Genomic DNA, 18,510 nt, shown 5'->3' on the forward strand with positions numbered 1-18,510 from the left:
GGGGCGGTTCCCTTCGGTTTGAAATTCGAAATGCTCGAGCGCGAACGATCAAAGCACGCCGGAGTAGGGGCGGCCAGTCGATGCCCATTCCGTGGATGGGAATGCGCACGGAAAGCGGGAGGCGAATTCATGAGTGTGATCGTTCGGTCACCTACGAACCCGTCACCTTCACACCATCTGCCGTTTTGCGATACAGGAACGCGGCGGCCGGGCCGGTGATGAGGCAGAGCCCGGCCGCTTCCCCGCTCCAGCAAGGCCTCACAGTGAACGGTGTGCAGATCCGCGGGATGTTCGGGACCGGCTCAGCCGACCTCGTTCTCCGCCACCGCCTGCCCGTGGACCACCACGTCACCGCCGTAGAACATCCCCGTGAAGACCGGGGAGTACGTGAGCTGCACCTCGACCTCCACCTGCTGGGCGTTCGCCGCCACGCAGTGGGTCGCGCCGATGTCCGCGCCGGTCATGTCCATCTCGCGGGCGAACGCCTTCACGCGGGCGTTGCAGTTCTCGAAGTTGATGGGGGCGGGGCCGCCCTCGTTCTCGTAGAGGGCGTCGCGGTCGATGTCCTGCGCCGCGTAGCGGGCGGCCTGTTCGGCGATGTCGGCGGCGCGTTCGCGCTTGGAGATGGACAGGCCGCCGTCGATGACGAACGCGGAGAGGGAGAGGAAGACCAGCGTGAAGATGATGACCGCGCCGGCGCCGGAGCCCCGGTCGTCCAGACGCGCGCCACGGGCCGTCCACCACGACGGCCAGGAGCACCGCAGGCGCCTCACACCGACCTCCGGAACGGGTCGAGCGGGGAGCTGAAGCTCGCCGACAGCGTCGTCGGGACGTCGAGGCCGAGCATGGCCAGACCCCGCACCTGGCAGCTCACCTCGACCGTGAAGATGGTGTCCGGTTCGAAGCCCTGGCTGGTCTGTGTGACGTTCACCGGGCCCGAGCAGACGTCCGCCAGGTTGGCCTCGGCGGCCTTCTTGGCCTCGGCCATGGCCGTCGCGTGGTCCTTCTGGATGGAACCCGCTCGGGCCGCGTCCCTGGCCGCGCCGTCGAGCGCTCCGCGGCCGTCCACGAGCTGGCCGAAGGCCACCAGGACCAGGATGAACAGGATCATCACCGGGGCGAGGATGACGACCTCGACGGTGGACAGGCCGCTGTCGTCCGCCGTCCGACGGCGCTTCAGGGAAGACTTCGGGAGAGAAGGGACGGACATTCAGTTCCCCTCTTCCTGTACGAAGCGCTCCACCGGTCCCGCCGACTGCGCGTGCACCGTCAGATCCAGCCCGGGGAACACCGTCGGGACCCTGGCCGCGATCTCCACACCCACCGTGTTCTGCTCCGGCTGCAGCATCGTCACGTCCGGGGAGAGCACCAACTGCGGTCCCAGCTGCTGGATGTAGCTGTCCACCACGTCCCGTGCCTCGCCCCGCCACGCGCCCGGCTGTTCGTCGGCCGTGGCCCGGGCCTTGCGGGCTCCGGCCTGGGCCGCCGCCTGGGCGACGTGGTCCGCGAAGAAGTACAGCGCGAACTGCACGGTCGCGAAGATCATGAAGAACAGGACCGGGGTGAGCAGCACGAACTCGATCGCGGTCATGCCTGAATCGCCGCGGGCGGCCGCCCGTTCCCGTGCGGCCCGCACCCAGCGGCGTACCCGTCTGCTGACGTCTGCCGGCATCCCCGTGAACCCCGTTGCTCCTGCTCCCGATGCTCTCGAGGCGATCAGCAGGTCTTGCCCGCGTCCGCACCCTTGATGCAGTCGCCGACCTTGTTGGCGCCCTCGCTCAGCGCGGCGTTGATGATGGCGGCCACGACACCCACGATCGCCACGACGACCGCGGAGATGATGACCCACTCGACCGCGGAGGCACCGCGGTCCAGCTCGCCCGAGCGGGCCCGCTCGGTGCGTGCCTGGAGGAAGGTGACGAGGAAGTCCACGGCGGGGATGCCGGTGTGGAAGTTACGTCCGTTCATGACGTCTTGTCCTTTCGAATTCGGTTCACGAGGTTCTGGAGTTGTGAACGTCGCTCACTGCGAGCTCACCGCAAGGCTCATGCACGGCTCACTGCACCTGGAACACCCGCATCGCCGCCGGAAAGATCAGGAACACCAGGAACCCGGCGCACAGCAGCAGCTGCGCCACGAGCATCGACTGGGACTTCTCGCCCGCGCTGCCCTCGATCTCGGCGAGTTCGCGGTGGCGCATGGTCTCGGCGCGGGAGGCGAGGGACTCGCGGACCTTGGCACCGTCGTCCGCGACCAGGGCCAGGGAGGCGGAGAGGTCCTTCAGCTCCTCCACGCCGATCTCCTCGCCGAGCGCGCCGAGCGCCTGCCACTGGCTGACGCCGGTGATGCGGGCGTCGGACAGGGCGTTGCGGATGCGCTGGTTGGCCCAGCCGTCGGAGACCTCGGCCGCCGCCATCAGGGCCTCCGGCAGACCGCGTCCGCCGGCGAGGCTCATCGACACCAGGTCGAGGTAGGCGCCGATCACGCGCCGCAGGTCGCGCCGCTTCTCGGCGGCGTCCCGGCGTACCTCCAGGTCGGGCAGGAAGAAGAAGATCACCGCGAAGAGCAGCGCCAGCCAGACCGGGATGATCGGGCTCCGGCCGACGCCCAGCGTGTAGACGATGGCGAACAGGAACGGGCCGAAGAACAGGCCGGCCACGCCCAGCAGCACCTTCGTCGCCAGGAACTTCTCCCAGCTGCGGTCCAGCACCGCGAGGTCGGCGCGCAGCGAGCGCTGCTCCCACCCCTGCTGGAGGTAGAACTCCGAGACGCGCAGGCCTACTTCGGCGCGCAGCGCGCCCAGGCCACCCTTCTCCCGTTCGACCCGGGCCGACTCGTAGGCAGAGCCGCGGGCCCGCATCGCGTCGATCCGCGCGACCTGCGAGATCGCGCTGCGCTTGCTGGGCATGAGGGCGCGGACGAGGGCGTAGATGCCCAGGCCGATGACGGCGCCGACGACGAGCGGCATCGTGAGGTCCATCAGCGCGCCCCTTCTTCCTGCGGCAGCCGCTGCTGGGACTGCGCCCCCGACGGCGTCCTCGGGCGGACGAACTGGACGGATGCCTCGTCGCGGACGAGGAAGCGTTCGGGCGTCTCGATGGTGGACAGCTTGCGCAACCACCAGAAGCCGAGCGCGAACAGGCCGCAGACGCAGGCCAGGACGAGCTGGCCGACGGCCGTTCCGTACGGCGCCACGAAGTCGCGGTTGAAGATCGACAGACCGAGGACGAAGGCGATGGAGACGGCGACGACGATCTGCACGGACCTGCGGGTCGACGCGCGCTGGGCCATGACCCGCTGACGCATGTCGACCTCCTCTCGCGCCGACTTGGCCAGGGCGCCCAGCACTTGGCGCAGACCCGGGCCGCGCAGGCGGGCGTTGAGGATGAGGGCCGCGACGATGATGTCGGCAGAGGCGTCGTCGATCTCGTCGGCGAGCTGCTGGAGCGCCTCGGGCAGCGGGGTGCGGGCGCGCAGCCGGTCGACGAGGGCGTCGAGGTGGGGCCGCAGGACGGGGGCCGCGGCGCGGGCGGAGGCCGGGATGGCCTGCTCCAGGCCGACGGCGCCGGCGATGGTGTCGCGCAGGGACTCTGTCCAGGAGGCAAGGGCCTCCACGCGGCGCATGGCGGCCCGTTCCTCACCGGCGCCGCCGAACAGGCGGTCCCAGAAGAAGACGAGGACACCGGCCGCGATGCCCGCGACGGCCCAGCGGGTGAGGACGAGGACGACCAGACCGACGATGGCGGCGAGCGAGCCGCGCTGCCCGGCGAAGCGGATCAGTTCGCTCGCCCGCTCGGCGGCCTTCTGCTTCTCGTGGTCGGGCTTGGCCGGCAGCCCGCGGATCGCGATGAGGAGGAGGGCGAGTCCGCCGCCGACGGCGACGCCGCTGCCTATCGAGTACAGGACGGTGGTGGAGAACAGGCCGCCCATGGAGCCGAGCGAGCCGAGGGCCGCGAGGTGCGTGGTCATTCCCGGCTCACCCCCAGGTCCCGGACGGCCGGTAGCCGTGTGCCATCAGTTCCTCCAGGCAGGCGATGGGGGCGTGCGGCACGATCCGGCCGTCGGGGGCCTCCGCGAACACCTCGCTGGACAGCACGCGTCCGTCGACGCCGTTGACCTCGCGGACCGAGGTGACCACGCGCTGGAGGCGGCCGCCGTTGCCGTAGTTGTTGCGCCGCTGGATGAAGACGACGAAGTTGACCGCGCCCGCGATCAGCATCTGGCTGGCCTCGATGGGCAGCCGTTCCGTGGCCTGCAGCGCGTAGGTGGAAATACGGTTGAAGACCTCGTGCGAGCTGTTGGCGTGGATCGTGGACAGCGAGCCGTCGTTGCCCTGCGACATGGCGTTGAGCATGGTGACGATCTCGTCGCCGAGGACCTCGCCCACGATGACGCGGGAGGGGTTCATACGCAGTGAGCGTCGCACCAGTTCCGCCATCGAAATGGTGCCCTGACCCTCGGAGTTGGGCAGGCGCTCCTCGAAGGCGACGACGTTGGGGTGCAGGTCGGGGAAGGTGTCGAGGCCGAGCTCCAGGGCCCGTTCGACGGTGATGAGGCGCTCGTGCGGCGGGATCTCGTTGGCGAGGGCCCGAAGGAGCGTGGTCTTGCCGGCGTTGGTGGCGCCGGCGATCATGATGTTCTTGCGGGCGCGGACCGCGCAGGCCATGAAGTGGGCGACCTCGGGCGACAGGGTGCCGTTGCCGACGAGGTCGGAGATGAACACCTTGCCCATGCGCGCCCGGCGGATGGACAGCGCGGGGCGCCGGGTGACGTCCATGACGGCCGACAGTCGCGAACCGTCGGGCAGCCGCAGGTCGAGCTGCGGGTTGGCGGAGTCGAAGGGCCGGGAGGACAGACCCGAGTAGGCGCCCAGCACCTGGATGAGCTCGATGAGCTCCTCGTCGGTCTCGGCGACGGGGTCGCCCTGCACCTCACGGCCGTCGGCATACCCGATGAACACCTGGTCACAGCCGTTGATGTCGATGTTCTCGACCTCGGGGTTGTCCAGCAGCGGCTGGAGCCGGCCGACGCCGAACAGCGCGGCGTGCACGGCTGCCGCGTACTGCTCCTCGGTCTCGGCGTCCAGCGGCGTACGGCCCGCGTTGATCTCGGCGCGGGCGTACTCCTCGAGGATCTGGGCTATGACGGCGCGGGCGTACTGCCGTTCGTCCTCGGTGGACATCGGGGTGACGCCCGCGACCTGGTCCTGCCGACGCTGCTCGGCGATGCGGTCACCGGCGTCCTGACGGAACCGCTTGACCAACTGGTGGTCGACAGCGGTCATGCGCCGGCCCCCGCGTGGCCCTGCATCCGGCCCGGGGCGTGCGGGGCGTGGTGGGCCTGGTCGGCCTGGGCGGAGGCGGCCCAGGCGGCGCCGTACTGCTGGTACAGGTCGGCGGCGACCTTGCGGGCCGAGCGGATCAGCAGCGACTTGTCGAGGCGGCCGCGCTTGCGGCCGGCCAGCTGGTCGGCGCCGGCCGGGTCGTCGGCGATGGTGCCGACCACGCGGGCGCCGGTCTGGGCGTGCACCAGCATGTCGTTGACCTGCGAGGCGAGCTTGCCGGCCGTGCCGGTGTCGGCGATCAGGACGACACCGATCATCGGGGTGCCGAGACTCGCCACGCCGCGCGATCCGCCGTGCAGCTTGCCCGCGAGGGCGGCGGCTCGGTCGCGGACGCGGGCGATGGCCTCGGGCTCGGTGCGCGAGACGAGCAGCACGAGCGCGGCGTGCGGCAGGAGTTCGACGGCCGGGGTGTCGCCGCTGATGCGTCCGCAGTCGGCGATGACGTCGGCGGCGGCGTGCGGGGAGTCGGCGAGGGAGTTGAAGGCGTGCCCGAGGGTCGGCCACAACCCCGCGAGTCCGGCGGCCTGTTCGGCGATCCCGAGCCCGACGAGGACTTCGAGTCCGCCGCTCAGCGGCTGTACGTGGTCCCAGAGCTGGTCGGGCACGAGGCCGCGGCGCGCGGTGGCGGCGATGGACAGCATGCCGGTGTTCGGGTTGAGCGGGCCGCCGTGCGCGGCGGCACTGCGGTAGACGAGGTCACCGCCCGCCGGGTCCGCCTCGGCGAGCAGGACACGCCGCGGCCAGACCGCCGCGAGGGCGACGGCCGCGGTGGTGACGCCGGGGGAACCCTTGTCGGCGGCGAGAGCGATGAGCGCCATGGGGTGGGTGCCGCCTTCTAGTTGCCGGGGACGCGCACGATGGCGACCTGGTTCGCCGCCGCGGCCGAGGTGAGCGCTGCCGCGTCGGCCTGGTCGACGAGGACGGTGATCGAGAGGTTGCCCGTGCTCACGGTGGCGTCGTCGTTCGCCACGACACGCTCCACTCGCGCGTCGTCGACGAGGGCGCCGCCGGAGGAGGAGGTGCCGCCCGAGCCGCTGTTGCTCTCGGAGCTGTTCGAGCTGGAGCCGGTGGAGCTGACGCGGTAGGCGGAGACGAGGTCGCCGCCCTTGATGTCCGCGGGGTACGTGCCCTCCTTGAGGGCGAGGCCGACGGAGACCTTGCCCGCGGGCAGGCTGGCCTTCTTGGCGAACATCTGGCCCATCACGATCGTGTCCCGGTAGATCGTGGACTTGGCCTTCAGGGTCCTCAGCGTGGCCAGCTGGTCCCACGTGACGTAGTTGATGCTGTCGTCGGCGGCGACCATCACCGAGGTCACGTTGTTACCGACGGACTCCCCGGCCTGGATCTCCTTCGTCACCTTGACGACCTCGACCCGGTTGCCGACCTGCAGCACGAGCATCGTGACACCCAGCGCACCCACCAGGATCAGCAGCACCGCGAGCGCGGCCAGTGCAGGTTTGCGCTCGCGAGGCGGGGTGGGAAGCCGGTCGCCGACCGACGGCTGAGCCGGAGCGGTGGAACGACCTGCGCCCGCCCCCGTACGCTCTTGGATCTTCACGCAACCGCTCCCCGTACACCCAAGAAGATGTCTGTCATGTGCCTTCAAATTCGGACACTTCACCCGCGCCGACCCGCACGGAAAGGTACGGGACGGGCCGGACGTACCCGCCCGACCTGGGCGAATAGCCAGCACTGGGGGTGACTGTCAAGCCATCGCACCGTATCAGCCGCACATAAGCCCCTCAAGACGCGTTCGGCCCCAGGGGCCGCAGGGTGCGGCCTGTTATCCATCTGCAACGTCGGACCCGCTCAACCCGGCCGGGACCAGCCCCACATGACATCGGCACCTGTGCGCGAGCGAATCGCCACGATCCTCAACAGGTTTGGCCAACGGCTTGGTTCGTCACCTGTCGGCCATCAGGCCTGCACGATTCACTCACGAAGTCGGGGTGAAGTCACCGATACCAGTCTTCTCCCCCACTCTCCAGCGCCCTGCGCACATAGCCGGCGAGGTCCGCTGCCACGAGACCGCGTTCGTCCGTCTCGTGGTCCCAGACGTGGACGCCCGCCCGCACGGAGGCCTGTCCGAGCGCGAACTGGTCTCCCCCGCCGTTGTCGCCGATGAACAGCAGGGAGTCGAACGGTCGGTAGAGAGAGCGGATTTCGGGGTCGGTCCGGAAGGTCTGGTTGTTCTCCAGAATCTGTTCTGCGGGCCAGACGACAGCCTCGCCGTACGGGCCCTCGATGCCGTCCGTCTGCAGGAGCAGGGCGCTCAGGTCGCGCGGCAGAGGGTGGCCGAGGGACTGCTCGACTCGGTGAAGGACGGCAGGGTCCGCCGGAGGGCACGAAGGCACTGCTCCGGACTCCTCGATCAGGCCACGCCACATATCGACCCGTACTCCCTCCGCATCGCCACACGCCCGGCCCCAAGCCTGGCACCCCCCATCGGGCGGCTGGGCCGCTCGCCGTACGGGCCGGGCGCAACCCGCCAGCACCCAATCCTTCAAGGCGCTGTCGACACCCTCCCGGAGAGCGACCTCACCCCCGACCAACGTGACCGTGTCACCCGTTCCGGTGAAGGCCGGGAAGGACGTCCACGAGACCCACTCGATCCTGATGGGCCCCCTCCGGAGAACCGCCACAGCCACGACCGGGCGACCTGTAGCAGTCGCGAACGGGCGAGTAGAGTGCCGCGCGGACGTCGAACGGACCGCGGGGGACTTACCGGTGAGAGCAGCCACGGCCAACTGCGCCTGCACAACGGGGATACGGGCAACGGGGTGCAGCCGAAGCCGCGCGATCGGGCTGTTCCTGATCCTGCTCGCGCTGACGGCCCTCTTCGCAACCGCCACACCCGCCGTCGCCGCGGACACCCCCACCCGGGCCGCCTACCTCGCCGACCGCCTCCGCGAGAACCCGGTCCACGTCTCCGACCAGCTCCCCCGCGAGGTCCCCCGCTCCAGCGCCCCCGACTTCGCCCGCATCGCGAAGAAGACCGGCGTCCCGACCTACGTCCTGGTCCTGCCGCTGCAGTCCAGCGCGGACGCCCGTCAGCTGCTCGGCGCGGTGCACGACCGGCTCGGGCGCGACGGGCTGTACGTCCTGTTCGAAGGGCCGGACATCACAGAGGCCAGGGCCTTCGGCGTAGACGCCCCCGCTGACGCCGCCGTCACCGTCACGCAGTACGAACTCCCCTACGACGCAGGCGCATTGCTCAGCTTCGAGCGCTTCGCCGACGTCATCGCGCAGGGCGGCGAGAAGGCCACCGCCCGGGCCGAGGCCGCTCGCGAGAAGTACCAGGACGACGAACCGGCCGAGATGTACATCGGCCCGTCCGACCGCCAGAACCAGTCGTTCCTCACGGGCATCCTGCTCACCGGCGTACCCCTGTCGATCCTGCTGCTGGCGGCCTACGCGAGGCGCGGGCGCCCGAGGAAGCCCGGTCTGCGCTGGTTCGTCTGGGGCGGTGCCGTGCTCTCCGCCGCCGCTGTCGCCCTCACCGCCACCGTCGTCTTCGACCAGACCCGGTCGAGCGCGGCGGAGCCTCCCACCCCCGCCGACCTGTCCGCCCGGGTGGAGCGGGTCGCGGCAGGGCTGAAGCAGGACCCGGTGTACGCCGATCCGGAGAGCCCGCGCGTGCTCGACGCCCGTCAACGGGACCGGTTGCACGAGCGGATCCGGGACTTCCGGCGCTCCGACGGCGGCGGCCCTGTGTACGTCTCCCTCGTACCGCAGACGCCGGAGAGCGAGTCGGCCGGCGACTCGGGGCTGTTCGCCGCGGCGGTGCACGCCAAGGTGGGCCGGGACGGTGTGTACGTGGTCGCCGACCCGGCCGACGGCACGATCAACGTCTACAACCACGGACTGCGCCTGGACGGCAACCGCCTCTCCTTCGACGTACCGGACTCCGTCACGCTGGGCGACAGCAAGGCGGACGAGGCCGACGACCACCTCCTCGGTGAGCGCCTCGACGCGCTGATGACCTTCCTCGACGACACGCCGCGCACTGACCGGCCCTGGTCCGAGCCCGCGCCCCCGGCGGCACCGAGTGCCACCCGCGAGACCGCCCTCCCCGCCCTGTTCTCCACGGACTTCTGGCCGGGCCTGCTCGTGGGCGCCTTCGCGGCCCTGCTGCTGTCGAGCCTCGTGGCCGGGGCGACCTGGATCGTCCGGGGCCTGCGGCGGCGACGCTCCCCCGTGCCCGAGCCGTCCGGCCGCCTGCCGCTCACCGCCCCGACCGAACCCTCGGTGTCCTACCTCCGGCGCACCGCCTACGCCGAACTCACCGCCCTCGCAGACGGGTTCAACGACCCGGACGACCGCGGCCGCGCCTGGGACCACCTCGACGCCGCGCTGCTCCTGGTCGACGGCGACCCGGGGCGGGTGCGGCAGCCGGGGACGGATGCCGCGACCCTGGTCGCCGTGATCGTGCTGGCGCGAGCCGGCCGTGCCGCACTCGCCGGTGATCCGGCCGACCTGTGCTGCGGCGTCAATCCGCTGCACGGCCCCGCCGCCCGCCGGCACCACGTCCGCGTCTCGGCCGAGGGCAACAGCCGCCGGCTGCTGCCCGTATGCCCGCTCTGCGGCGACACGGCCGTCGCCGCACCGGGCGACATCCCGGGCCGGCTGCTGAAGCTGCCCGACCCCTCCCTCGGCAACACCCGCCTCCCCTACTACGACGCGACCGACGGCCCCCTGACCGCCGTACCGCAAGGAATCGCCCGGCTCATCGACAAGGTGAGGGAGACCGCAGGTGTCCACTGAAGTCGGCCGGGGCGCCGCCAAGCGCGTGATCACCGCCCTCGCGGCGCTGCTGCTGACGGCGCTCACCCCGACGGGCACCGCAGGCGCGGCGGACGGCGGCACCCCGAGCGCCGGGCAGCGCATCGCGAGCGCCCTGCGTACCTCACCCGTGTATGTCGACGAGGCCTACGCCGAGGCCGTACCGCCGTCCCGGCAACGGCAACTGGCGGACCGCATCCGCCGCACCGGCCTGCCCATCAAGGTCGTGCTCACCCCTCTCACCAAGGGCGACGCCTTCGACGGCGACTCCGACCTCCTGGCCGGGACGGTCCGCGACCGGCTCCCGGAACGGCGCGACCTCGTCCTCATCACGTCGGACGGCGACTTCCCCGACTCCCTCCAGGGCTACGAGTGGCCCGACGACACCCACCAGGCGCGCAGGGCCGTGGCCGCCGCCGGGTTCCTGGACGAGATGCGGGACGCGAGCCTTGCGGACCTGACGGCGAAGGCCGTGGACCTGGTGGCGGAGGGCAAGGGCGAGCAGCGCTACGAGGAGGCGATGCGCGACCTGGGCGGGTCGGCCCGCCCCACTCAGTCCGGCTCCGGAGCGGCCGGCTCCGACTCCGGCTCCGGCATGACCGGCTGGTGGCTGTTCATCGCCGTACCGGCCCTGGCCCTGACCGTGTTCGCGGCCCGTACGGCCCTGCTCCGTTCCCGTAGGCCCTCCCCGGCCGTCCCCCACGTCGTGTTCGCCACGGCCCGCGCGGCCGACGAGGCGCGGGTACGGCGCCGTGCGGAGGCGGAGGTGCTGGCGCTGGGCGAGGCGACCCAGGCCGCCGACGTGGCCGCGACCCCCGGCCTCCAGCAGGCCCTCGACGCGTACGCCGCGGCCGGCACGGTCCTCGACGGGGCCCGGGGCCTGCCGGACCTCGCGGGCGCCCTGGCCCTGACGCAGGAGGGCCGCGACGCCCTGGCCGGCTCGCCCGGCCTTCCCCTCTGCTTCTTCAACCCCCTGCACGGCCGCGCGGCCCTGCGCACCGACTGGCGTCCGCTCGGCCGCCGGGACCGGCTCGCCGTGGCGGTGTGCCCGGAGTGCGCGGACGCGCTGCGGGACCGCCGCGCCCCGGAGGTGCTCCCCGACACGGACGAGGACGGCCGTAGGGTGCCCTACTTCGAGGTCCCGGCCGGGCGGAGCGCGTGGGCGGCGTCCGGGTACGGCTCGCTGATGCCCCCGTCGGCCGGGGTCGCCAGGGCCCGTTGAGCGGGCACGGCTCCCGGCTGCCCACGCCGGCCGGTCTCGGCAGGGGCCGTTGCTCAGCCGGGCGGGCGGTCCTCGCGCAGGGCGTCGAACAGGGCACGGGCGCGACGGTCGTCCCACTTCACCGCGCTGCCCTTGGGGGTGCGCAGGTCAGGATCGGCCACGGGCACGTTGAGCTGCCGGCCCCCGCGGCCCGTGACCTTCCGCAGAGCCTCGAACAGCCCCATGAGGTCCGGCAGTTCGGTGCCCTAGTCGACGATGAGCGTGTCGAGTCCCGCGTCCAGCGTCGGGAACGATTTCGACGGGTCGACGAGGGTGGACGGGGTGGCGGCCTTCCGGGCGAGGGCGGCGAGGAACCTCTGCTGGTTGCGGGTGCGGCCTAGGTCCCCCTGGGCCTCCTGCTTGCGCTGCCGTACGAAGGCCAGCGCCTCGGCGCCGTCGAGGGTCTGGCAGCCTGCGGGCAGGTACGCTCCGGAGTCCTTGTCCCGCACGGGCCGGCCCAGACACAGGTCGACGCCGCCGACGGCGTCCACCACCCCCACGAACCCGGCGAAGCCGATCTCCGCGTAGTGGTCGACGCGCACCCCGGTGTTGCGTTCCACGGTCCGCACCAGCAGGTCGGGGCCGCCCAGCGAGAACGCTGCGTTCAGCTTGTCCGGCGCGGCCCGGTAGCCGCGGCCGGTGCCGGGGTCGACGTAGGGCGGGAGGGTCACCCAGGAGTCGCGCGGCAGGCTCACCATGGCCGTGCCGCTGGCGCCGGTGTGCAGCAGGATCACCGAGTCGGTGCGGCGGCCCTCGGCCGAGCCGGTGTTGAGGTCCTTCCGGTCCTGCTCCGACGGTCCCTCGCGGCTGTCGGAGCCGACGACCAGGTAGGTGGTGCCCTCACCGGCCGGCACCTGGGCGCCCAGCGCGCCGAGGTCGATCTCCTGGTTGAGCCGGGTGTCTGCCCAGACGTACGTACCGGCCCCGCCGAGCACCAGCGCGGACGCCAGGACTGCGGCCGTACGCAGGTACCGCCGGCCCCTGCACGCCCGACGCCGCGGGCGGCGGAGGAACGAGGGCGGGGGAACGAGGAGTTCCCGCCGCGGGCTCCACTCCGGTGGGGATTCTCCCAGCCGGTCGGATCAGTCGCTCATCGACGCCTCGAAGGTGCTGTGGGGGCTCTCGGGTCAGCGCATCGGCACACCCCTACACGGAACGGGCCCGCCGATCTGTTCAGCGGCAGTCCCGGACCGCTGCATCCGCTGCCACCGCAGCCGGCTGCCGCCAAGGTCGGCAACCGGCGGAGTCTGCTGGCCAGGTGGCAGCACCTGGAGTACGTCTTCGGGCTCAACCTCGACCGGCGCATGTTCGAGGGCTGGATGCAGCGCGACGCGATAGCAAAGCCCCCGGTTACACCGACAGCCCCGGGTACGGACGACCGAGCGTCCGGGGCCGCCAATCGCTGGGGCACGATCTGGGAACAACTCCGCGCCACTACACCCTCATACGCCCCAAATGCCCTGCGCGGCTCCCAGTTCGCTCTGGCGAAACCGAGAACCTCACCGATAGCGTCTGTCTCCCTGACCTCACATCTGTCTCACGGGGAGTATCCACTGTGAAGCGCCGCCCTTTGCCCGTTGCTGCCGCGCTGGCGGCAACGGCAGCACTACTGTTGACGGCCTGCGGCAGCGGGGACGACAAGTCCGGCGACAACGACAAGATCGCAGGCGCCGACCAGGGAGCGAAGACGCCGAAGGAGTCGGCATCACCTTCGGGAGCACCGGCAGAGGACAAGCCGGACGGCGTGGACCTGTCCCTGCCTAGCGACATGAACCTGGTCTTTGACTGGGAGAAGCCGAAGGACAAGAACGAGGCGGCTGCGATGGATGATGCCGCCAATTTCGTCCGTGCCATCTACCGGGGCGTCTACAAGCGCACATCCAATGACGCTGCCGTGACCGCCTATTCCACGGGCGAGGGACTGCATTACGCAAAGACCCAGATCGATGGCAGGGTCGACGGCGGCTGGACTGCCACCGGAACCCGGCGCCACTACCAGGCCACCACACGGTCCGCCCCGAACGGAAAATCAGTGGAAGTCGCGTTCTGCGTCGACTCAAGCAAGTTCTACGGCAAAGAGGTTAAGACCGAGAAAGTCTTGAAGAGCAAGCCCAGCATCAGCGACTTCGACTATTTCAAGATCGTTATGGTCAAGTTCCCTACTGGTGAGGGCCTATGGCAAGCATCCAAGGTGTTCGTAGAGAGCAAGGCGGAGAAGTGCCAGTGAACAGGGCGCGGCGTGCCACCCTCCGCACGAGCACAGTTGCTCTGACGCTGGCCCTCGGCGCTTTCACCCTCGCGGATTCGGCCCACGCGGGGGAGCCTATGGCCAACGGCGAGGGCGCCAGCGCCGAGCAACGAGGCGGTGGCGACAAGAAGGGCATCTACGCCGCCGCCCGCATCCAATACTCCGGATCCGTAGCCAAGGACGGCGGCACGGGAAATGTGACGCCTTCGGACGTCAACTGGACGCCACCGCCCTGCTGGTACGCCCCGTACCTCGGCGCCAAGGACTTCAAGAAGGAGATGTCCAAGCACATCGACAGCCAGCTGAACACGCCTGGAATGGGCGGGACCGCGGGCGCGGCGCTCGGCGAGACCAAGCGCCACTACGAGGACGGCTTCGACATCCCCGGGAAGCCCGGCTACAAGGACTACAACGTCGAGAACGACGGCAAGGGAATGTTCTGGGCCGGCGTCGAGAACCCCAACGAGCCGGACTACCTCAAGCGGACCTCGTGCACGGACCTCCCGTTCTGGGTCGAGAACGGCGATGCCCCGCCACCCCAGTACGAAGAGGCCATCAACCCTGAAATTCTCGCCGCTCTCGCCTACCAGCACATGGAGCTCCCCGACACCAAGGTCACCCTCGCCCCCGAGGCCAACACCAAGGTGAACCTGCCGACCTGGGCCTGGCTCGACAAGGCCGTCTTCGACGAGGTCCAGGCGACGGCAGCCCTCAACGTCCCCGGCTTCAACATCCAGGCCACCACGACCGCCAAGCCGGTGTCACTCAAGCTGGAGCCCGGCACCAAGGACGCCGTGACGTACCCGGCCTCAGGCGAGTGCGTTATCAACGCCGACGACTCCATCGGCGAGCCCTACGCCAAGGGGAAGGCCGACGAGACGCCGCCGTGCGGAATCAGGTACCTCCGCTCCTCCGGCGACGGCACGTACAAGCTCCGGGCCACCATCACGTGGGACATCGACTGGACCGGCACCGGCGGCGCGGGCGGAGACCTCCCGAACGGCACCTTCGGCAACGACCAGGACATCACCGTCCAGGAGATCCAAGCCGTCAATCGCTGAACCCGCATACCGTAAATCGGAAGTATTTTCACAGGAGCCCGAACAGCAGCCATGGCAAGCGACCCGGATCTCATTGTTAACATCGATCTCCTTGTTGAATCAGAATCCCATCTACGCAAAATTCAAAAAGAACTCAAGGATATCGACAACAGAAAAGACGACATGCGCCCCTACTGGGGGAGCGGGGAAATCAGCGACGCGATGGGTGAATTCGTCGACAATTGGGACGACTATCGCACCAAAATGATCGAAAGCCTCGAAGGCGTCGGCAAGCTTGTCACAAACACAATAAACGGATTCACAGGAGCAGACGCAGCGCTGGCAAAGGAACTAAAGAAGGCGAGGAAAGGCAAGTGAGCGCATCATCCAAGCCCCGCCCGCGGGACTGGCACCCGCTTGCCGACTCCGACCCCGTTCCTGGGGACGCGGAAGAGATTCGCGATGAAGTTAAGCACATGAAGGCCGTTGCTTCCTCTCTCCGGGAGCAATCCGACCGACTTAAGAAAATTAAGGACGACAACGAACTCAAAGGCAAGTACGCAGGCAAGCTGCGCGACGATTCCGGGGTACTGGAAAAACACCTACGAGAGGTCGCCAGCCGCTACGAGCGCGTTCACGTTCACCTGTCAAACTGGGCCACCGATCTCGAGCATTACCAAGGCGAGGCCGACAAGGTCCTAGCGGACGCTAAAAAAGAGCAGGAAGAACTCGACGCCGATAAAGCAAAAAAGAACACAGGAGACGGCAAGACCCCGAACCCCTCGGAGAGCGGAACCGAAGGGGACCCTTTGCGAGAATATCGGAATAAACTCGATGGCATCGTAGGGAATCGAGACGAACGAGCCGGACACTACGCAAAGAAGATTCGTAATGAGATTGACGACATCATTGAAGACAGTTTTTGGGATGACATCAAGGGATGGATTCATGAAAACATCGACACCATTAAATGGATTCTTGATCTTGCCGGTTGGGCGGCCACGGCTTTGGCGCTTCTAGCACCTTTCGTCGCCTTCATTCCCATTATCGGCCAGATAGCCATCGCGCTATCCGTGGCCGTCTTGCTAACGAGAATGGTCCTATTCGCCGCAGGAGAAGCAAGCCTCGCCGATGTGGCCATGGACGCGGTCGGCTTGGTGGCTTTTGGCGTGGGTGTAAAGATGTTGACCAAGCTCAAGATGGCCGATAAGGCCGTCAAGGCTGCCTCACAAGTACAGCGCACCGCGCGCCTCAAGGTAGCGTTGCGAGTCAACAGAGCCGCACGAGACGAGCTCACCCGAGTCATTGCTACGACGTCAGATGACGGCCTCAGGAACTTTGCACGCCAGACCCTCAACCGCATGAGAAAGGAGATGTCACAGAATGCCGGACGGGTGACCGACGAAGCGCCCGTCACGCCGACTCATTTGGAACGTCTGGGGTTCGGAGACGACGGAGCTCGATCCGCCATCGAAAACATTCGGCGAAATAGCGATCTGTTTCCTGACGCTGCGTCCGCTGTCGGTAAATCAGAGAACTACTACAAGGGTGCAGTCGCAGCCGCAGCTACAGGTGCGACGGCAGATGTCATTGACAAGGCTCTGGGGAAGAGCGACGTCTTTTCCGATAAACCATACAGCGAGACTTATGACAACTTCAAGGGAGACTTCATTAAGGTCCCGGAAGACACGCACTGGTAGCAGTTCGTTCAAGGAGACAGTATGGAAGCGAATCGCCAAAGCCGTACTTTTGGCCGCTTGGGTGAAGGGCCAACCGGCCTAGCCAAATTGTGCCTCATCGTGGGAATGTGCTCGATCTTCATCGCAGCGCTGGGGTCTTCGGCTCCCGACCCGGCGAAGGATGTCATTTACTGGATTCAACGCGCAATCGTAGGTGGAGCCATCGTCGTACTGCTGACCATCTTCTTCAAGTATCCGCTCCCCTCGCAACGTCCCGAGGGCCTGACAGGCGTGTTCATCGCTTCTGCCGGTCTCTTCCTCGCTGCTTGGGTCACAGGAATCTGGCCCGGCGTCTTTATAGCTCCTCTACTTCCACTCCTTGTTGTTGGTTCATGGTGCGTGGAAAGGCTGCGCCGTGGCTGAGCCGAGACCTACGGAGCCTCTCGTCCCTACCGGCTTCAACCTCATCGCCCCACCTGGGTGGGATAAAATCGACCTTCGCGACGAGTCCATGAGCGATTCAATTCTGCGAGTCGTCGATAATTCCATCGGTCAGCTGCCTGACGATCTACCTAAAGACGATGTCAGCAAGCTGCGGATGGAACTCTTTAGGCGACTCAAGAAGGCTGCCAGAAAAGCAGCAAAGGCCAACGGGCTGCTGCTCTACCTACCCGTGCAGCGCGTGAGGAGCACCCTGGCTCCAGCGTCCTTCGTCATTTCCCAGGTGTCCGGTGAAGGTATAGGTATCCAATCGAACGAGGTACTTGGAGCGCTGGCGGCCGACCGCGGGAACAGTGAGCCAGTCGATGTTGATGGCTCACAAGGGACGCGAATCGAGAGAGTCGTTCCACCTGCCGAAGACGCTGAGGGCAGCTTTTCGTCGCGACGAATCGAATACGTGCTCCCCCTACCCGACAGCCCACTTCCGCGTTGGCTGACAGTGACCTTCAGTACCGTGGGCGACGGGGATCCTGACAGCGATTTCACTTCTGCGCTCGTCGACCTTTTCGATGCTGTAATGACGACTTTCCGATGGAGCTACGCGTGATCTTCTTCGAAACTGAGGCCGACCCAACCGAGTGGTTTCTCATGCCGTTGCATTGGACATCCGAAAATGAGAATGAAATCGCCGGCTGGTCCGCCAATTGCGCGGAGATCATGTACCGGCGCCATAAAAAATGGTGGCGGAGTCCAAACAAGGACGCGTTGGCTACTCGTTTCCGACATCTAATCGAGGCTCACCCGATTCCGGGAGTTCCGGCACATCAAGCTTTTCTTTACGGCGCCGATCCGCGCAGGCTTCCGCAGCCGTTCTATGCTCTGGTGGTGCAGCCAGAGGGAGGTGATCGCGATGCAAACCTGCGTATCGTCGTCCAGGCAGCAGAGAAGAACGCCGTCCGTCCGCCCGACATCGAGCCTTTCGATTCGGACCGCTTGGGGCCGGGAATGCGTTGCCTTCGTTACTTCGGCGACGAAGGGGAGTTGGGCGCATCCCTCAACTATGGTTGGTGGTCGGAGGAGCACCACGTTTACGTCTCACTGCGCACGGTGACGGCGGAAATCGGATGGTTGGCTACAAATATCGACATCTTCGATGATTTTGCCCGGAGTATCTGGCTCAACCCGCATCCTGGCTGACAACGACCGACGTCGGCGGCACCGCCCACGTCCCGCTTCGCGGGCGACTCTTTCCGTCACCCGCATGCATATGTCTTGGAAATACGACAGGACGTCTTCTGGCTCTTGGCCCACTAGGACGAGGTATTGCATCGCAGCAAGCGGCACCGGTTTCCACCACCTCTACGCCCCTGCCTGAATTGACGTGTCGCTGCCCCGGTAATACGGGTCGATATCTCTGACGTGAGGCGAGTTCGATCTCGCGTAGATCGTCCAGCATAGGTAGAAGGCGTGGCGGCGTCGCCCCTAACCCTTCGTAGGGTGGAGCAGGTCACCGAAGAGAACCCTCTCCGCCGGCTGGGAAGTCGTGGCGTTCGATTCCGAACAGGATAAATTAGTGGCTGCGCCACTTGCGGTACTGCGGAAGCTGAGGAAGGTGTCAGCGGCTCCTTCATCTAAGGCCGTGGCCCGAGGAGTGCAAGATCTACGCCACCCATGCGGACGGTATCCACACACCCTGAATGACTATCTGAGAATAG

21 protein-coding genes are annotated in these 18,510 nt (G+C 67.8%); 9 read left to right on the top strand and 12 right to left on the bottom strand.

Annotated elements, in window-relative coordinates:
• Positions 1-302: 302 nt before the first annotated feature.
• From AB0F04_RS30805 to AB0F04_RS30850, 10 genes are all read right to left on the bottom strand, one after another.
• A complete protein-coding gene (locus tag AB0F04_RS30805) occupies positions 303-764 on the bottom strand; it encodes a pilus assembly protein TadG-related protein (protein WP_362047683.1) in 462 nt (153 codons plus the stop codon).
• A 5-nt stretch (positions 765-769) separates the two neighbouring features.
• Complete coding sequence (locus AB0F04_RS30810) at positions 770-1,210, bottom strand: TadE/TadG family type IV pilus assembly protein (protein WP_362047366.1); 441 nt, start codon at positions 1,208-1,210, stop codon at positions 770-772.
• Positions 1,211-1,672, bottom strand: coding sequence for a TadE family protein (locus tag AB0F04_RS30815; protein WP_362047369.1), 462 nt, complete (start codon positions 1,670-1,672; stop codon positions 1,211-1,213).
• A gap of 44 nt (positions 1,673-1,716) precedes the next feature.
• A complete protein-coding gene (locus tag AB0F04_RS30820; RefSeq protein WP_010041603.1) occupies positions 1,717-1,968 on the bottom strand; it encodes a hypothetical protein in 252 nt (83 codons plus the stop codon).
• An 88-nt stretch (positions 1,969-2,056) separates the two neighbouring features.
• Complete coding sequence (locus AB0F04_RS30825) at positions 2,057-2,980, bottom strand: type II secretion system F family protein (protein WP_362047372.1); 924 nt, start codon at positions 2,978-2,980, stop codon at positions 2,057-2,059.
• Positions 2,980-3,930 (bottom strand): type II secretion system F family protein, encoded by a 951-nt coding sequence (locus AB0F04_RS30830; protein WP_351625683.1) that lies wholly within the window; start codon positions 3,928-3,930, stop codon positions 2,980-2,982. Before AB0F04_RS30830 ends, AB0F04_RS30825 begins: the two co-directional genes overlap by 1 nt.
• A 46-nt stretch (positions 3,931-3,976) precedes the next feature.
• Positions 3,977-5,284, bottom strand: a complete 1,308-nt coding sequence (locus AB0F04_RS30835) for an ATPase, T2SS/T4P/T4SS family (protein ID WP_362047375.1) — start codon at positions 5,282-5,284, stop codon at positions 3,977-3,979.
• Entirely contained in the window at positions 5,281-6,162 is an 882-nt protein-coding gene (locus AB0F04_RS30840; protein WP_362047378.1) for a hypothetical protein, read from the bottom strand. The genes AB0F04_RS30835 and AB0F04_RS30840 overlap by 4 nt, the downstream gene beginning before the upstream one ends.
• A gap of 17 nt (positions 6,163-6,179) precedes the next feature.
• Positions 6,180-6,902, bottom strand: a complete 723-nt coding sequence (locus AB0F04_RS30845) for a hypothetical protein (protein WP_362047381.1) — start codon at positions 6,900-6,902, stop codon at positions 6,180-6,182.
• A 397-nt stretch (positions 6,903-7,299) separates the two neighbouring features.
• Positions 7,300-7,698 carry an SMI1/KNR4 family protein gene (locus AB0F04_RS30850; RefSeq protein WP_362047384.1) on the bottom strand — a complete coding sequence of 133 codons (399 nt, stop codon included), beginning with the start codon at positions 7,696-7,698 and terminating at the stop codon, positions 7,300-7,302.
• A 373-nt stretch (positions 7,699-8,071) separates the two neighbouring features.
• Between AB0F04_RS30850 and AB0F04_RS30855 the strand changes: the two genes are divergently transcribed.
• Both AB0F04_RS30855 and AB0F04_RS30860 read left to right on the top strand, forming a co-directional pair.
• Positions 8,072-10,108 carry a hypothetical protein gene (locus AB0F04_RS30855; RefSeq protein ID WP_362047387.1) on the top strand — a complete coding sequence of 679 codons (2,037 nt, stop codon included), beginning with the start codon at positions 8,072-8,074 and terminating at the stop codon, positions 10,106-10,108.
• Positions 10,098-11,348 carry a hypothetical protein gene (locus AB0F04_RS30860; protein WP_362047390.1) on the top strand — a complete coding sequence of 417 codons (1,251 nt, stop codon included), beginning with the start codon at positions 10,098-10,100 and terminating at the stop codon, positions 11,346-11,348. The genes AB0F04_RS30855 and AB0F04_RS30860 overlap by 11 nt, the downstream gene beginning before the upstream one ends.
• Before the next feature lie 53 nt (positions 11,349-11,401).
• Here AB0F04_RS30860 and AB0F04_RS30865 read toward each other — a convergent pair whose 3' ends face one another.
• The gene (locus AB0F04_RS30865; protein WP_362047393.1) at positions 11,402-11,572 is read right to left on the bottom strand and encodes a hypothetical protein; all 171 of its coding nucleotides are present in this window, start codon (positions 11,570-11,572) and stop codon (positions 11,402-11,404) included.
• Between the two features lie 21 nt (positions 11,573-11,593).
• Positions 11,594-12,322, bottom strand: a complete 729-nt coding sequence (locus AB0F04_RS30870) for an LCP family protein (protein ID WP_362047396.1) — start codon at positions 12,320-12,322, stop codon at positions 11,594-11,596.
• A 620-nt stretch (positions 12,323-12,942) separates the two neighbouring features.
• Between AB0F04_RS30870 and AB0F04_RS30875 the strand changes: the two genes are divergently transcribed.
• The 7 genes from AB0F04_RS30875 to AB0F04_RS30905 all read left to right on the top strand — a co-directional run bounded on the left by AB0F04_RS30875 (position 12,943) and on the right by AB0F04_RS30905 (position 17,992).
• Positions 12,943-13,614 (top strand): hypothetical protein, encoded by a 672-nt coding sequence (locus AB0F04_RS30875; protein WP_362047399.1) that lies wholly within the window; start codon positions 12,943-12,945, stop codon positions 13,612-13,614.
• Positions 13,605-14,696: a hypothetical protein gene (locus tag AB0F04_RS30880; RefSeq protein ID WP_362047402.1), complete on the top strand. Its 1,092-nt coding sequence runs from the start codon at positions 13,605-13,607 to the stop codon at positions 14,694-14,696. The genes AB0F04_RS30875 and AB0F04_RS30880 overlap by 10 nt, the downstream gene beginning before the upstream one ends.
• Before the next feature lie 51 nt (positions 14,697-14,747).
• Entirely contained in the window at positions 14,748-15,053 is a 306-nt protein-coding gene (locus AB0F04_RS30885; protein ID WP_362047405.1) for a hypothetical protein, read from the top strand.
• On the top strand, positions 15,050-16,375 hold the full coding sequence (locus AB0F04_RS30890; protein WP_362047408.1) for a putative T7SS-secreted protein: 1,326 nt from the start codon (positions 15,050-15,052) through the stop codon (positions 16,373-16,375). The genes AB0F04_RS30885 and AB0F04_RS30890 overlap by 4 nt, the downstream gene beginning before the upstream one ends.
• A gap of 21 nt (positions 16,376-16,396) precedes the next feature.
• Positions 16,397-16,777: a hypothetical protein gene (locus AB0F04_RS30895; RefSeq protein WP_362047411.1), complete on the top strand. Its 381-nt coding sequence runs from the start codon at positions 16,397-16,399 to the stop codon at positions 16,775-16,777.
• A gap of 88 nt (positions 16,778-16,865) precedes the next feature.
• Entirely contained in the window at positions 16,866-17,402 is a 537-nt protein-coding gene (locus tag AB0F04_RS30900) for a hypothetical protein (RefSeq protein WP_362047414.1), read from the top strand.
• Positions 17,399-17,992, top strand: a complete 594-nt coding sequence (locus tag AB0F04_RS30905; RefSeq protein ID WP_362047417.1) for a hypothetical protein — start codon at positions 17,399-17,401, stop codon at positions 17,990-17,992. Before AB0F04_RS30900 ends, AB0F04_RS30905 begins: the two co-directional genes overlap by 4 nt.
• Positions 17,993-18,510 lie beyond the last annotated feature (518 nt).

Origin of the sequence: Streptomyces sp. NPDC029041 (genome assembly GCF_040637515.1) — a bacterium.
GTDB lineage: Bacteria > Actinomycetota > Actinomycetes > Streptomycetales > Streptomycetaceae > Streptomyces.

Coding starts and splice junctions, on each gene's coding strand:
- AB0F04_RS30810 (WP_362047366.1), bottom strand. CDS start 1,210: ATGTCCGTCCCTTCTCTCCCGAAGTCTTCCCTGAAGCGCCGTCGGACG.
- AB0F04_RS30815 (WP_362047369.1), bottom strand. CDS start 1,672: ATGCCGGCAGACGTCAGCAGACGGGTACGCCGCTGGGTGCGGGCCGCA.
- AB0F04_RS30820 (WP_010041603.1), bottom strand. CDS start 1,968: ATGAACGGACGTAACTTCCACACCGGCATCCCCGCCGTGGACTTCCTC.
- AB0F04_RS30825 (WP_362047372.1), bottom strand. CDS start 2,980: ATGGACCTCACGATGCCGCTCGTCGTCGGCGCCGTCATCGGCCTGGGC.
- AB0F04_RS30830 (WP_351625683.1), bottom strand. CDS start 3,930: ATGGGCGGCCTGTTCTCCACCACCGTCCTGTACTCGATAGGCAGCGGC.
- AB0F04_RS30835 (WP_362047375.1), bottom strand. CDS start 5,284: ATGACCGCTGTCGACCACCAGTTGGTCAAGCGGTTCCGTCAGGACGCC.
- AB0F04_RS30840 (WP_362047378.1), bottom strand. CDS start 6,162: ATGGCGCTCATCGCTCTCGCCGCCGACAAGGGTTCCCCCGGCGTCACC.
- AB0F04_RS30865 (WP_362047393.1), bottom strand. CDS start 11,572: ATGGGGCTGTTCGAGGCTCTGCGGAAGGTCACGGGCCGCGGGGGCCGG.
- AB0F04_RS30885 (WP_362047405.1), top strand. CDS start 14,748: ATGGCAAGCGACCCGGATCTCATTGTTAACATCGATCTCCTTGTTGAA.
- AB0F04_RS30895 (WP_362047411.1), top strand. CDS start 16,397: ATGGAAGCGAATCGCCAAAGCCGTACTTTTGGCCGCTTGGGTGAAGGG.
- AB0F04_RS30900 (WP_362047414.1), top strand. CDS start 16,866: ATGAGCGATTCAATTCTGCGAGTCGTCGATAATTCCATCGGTCAGCTG.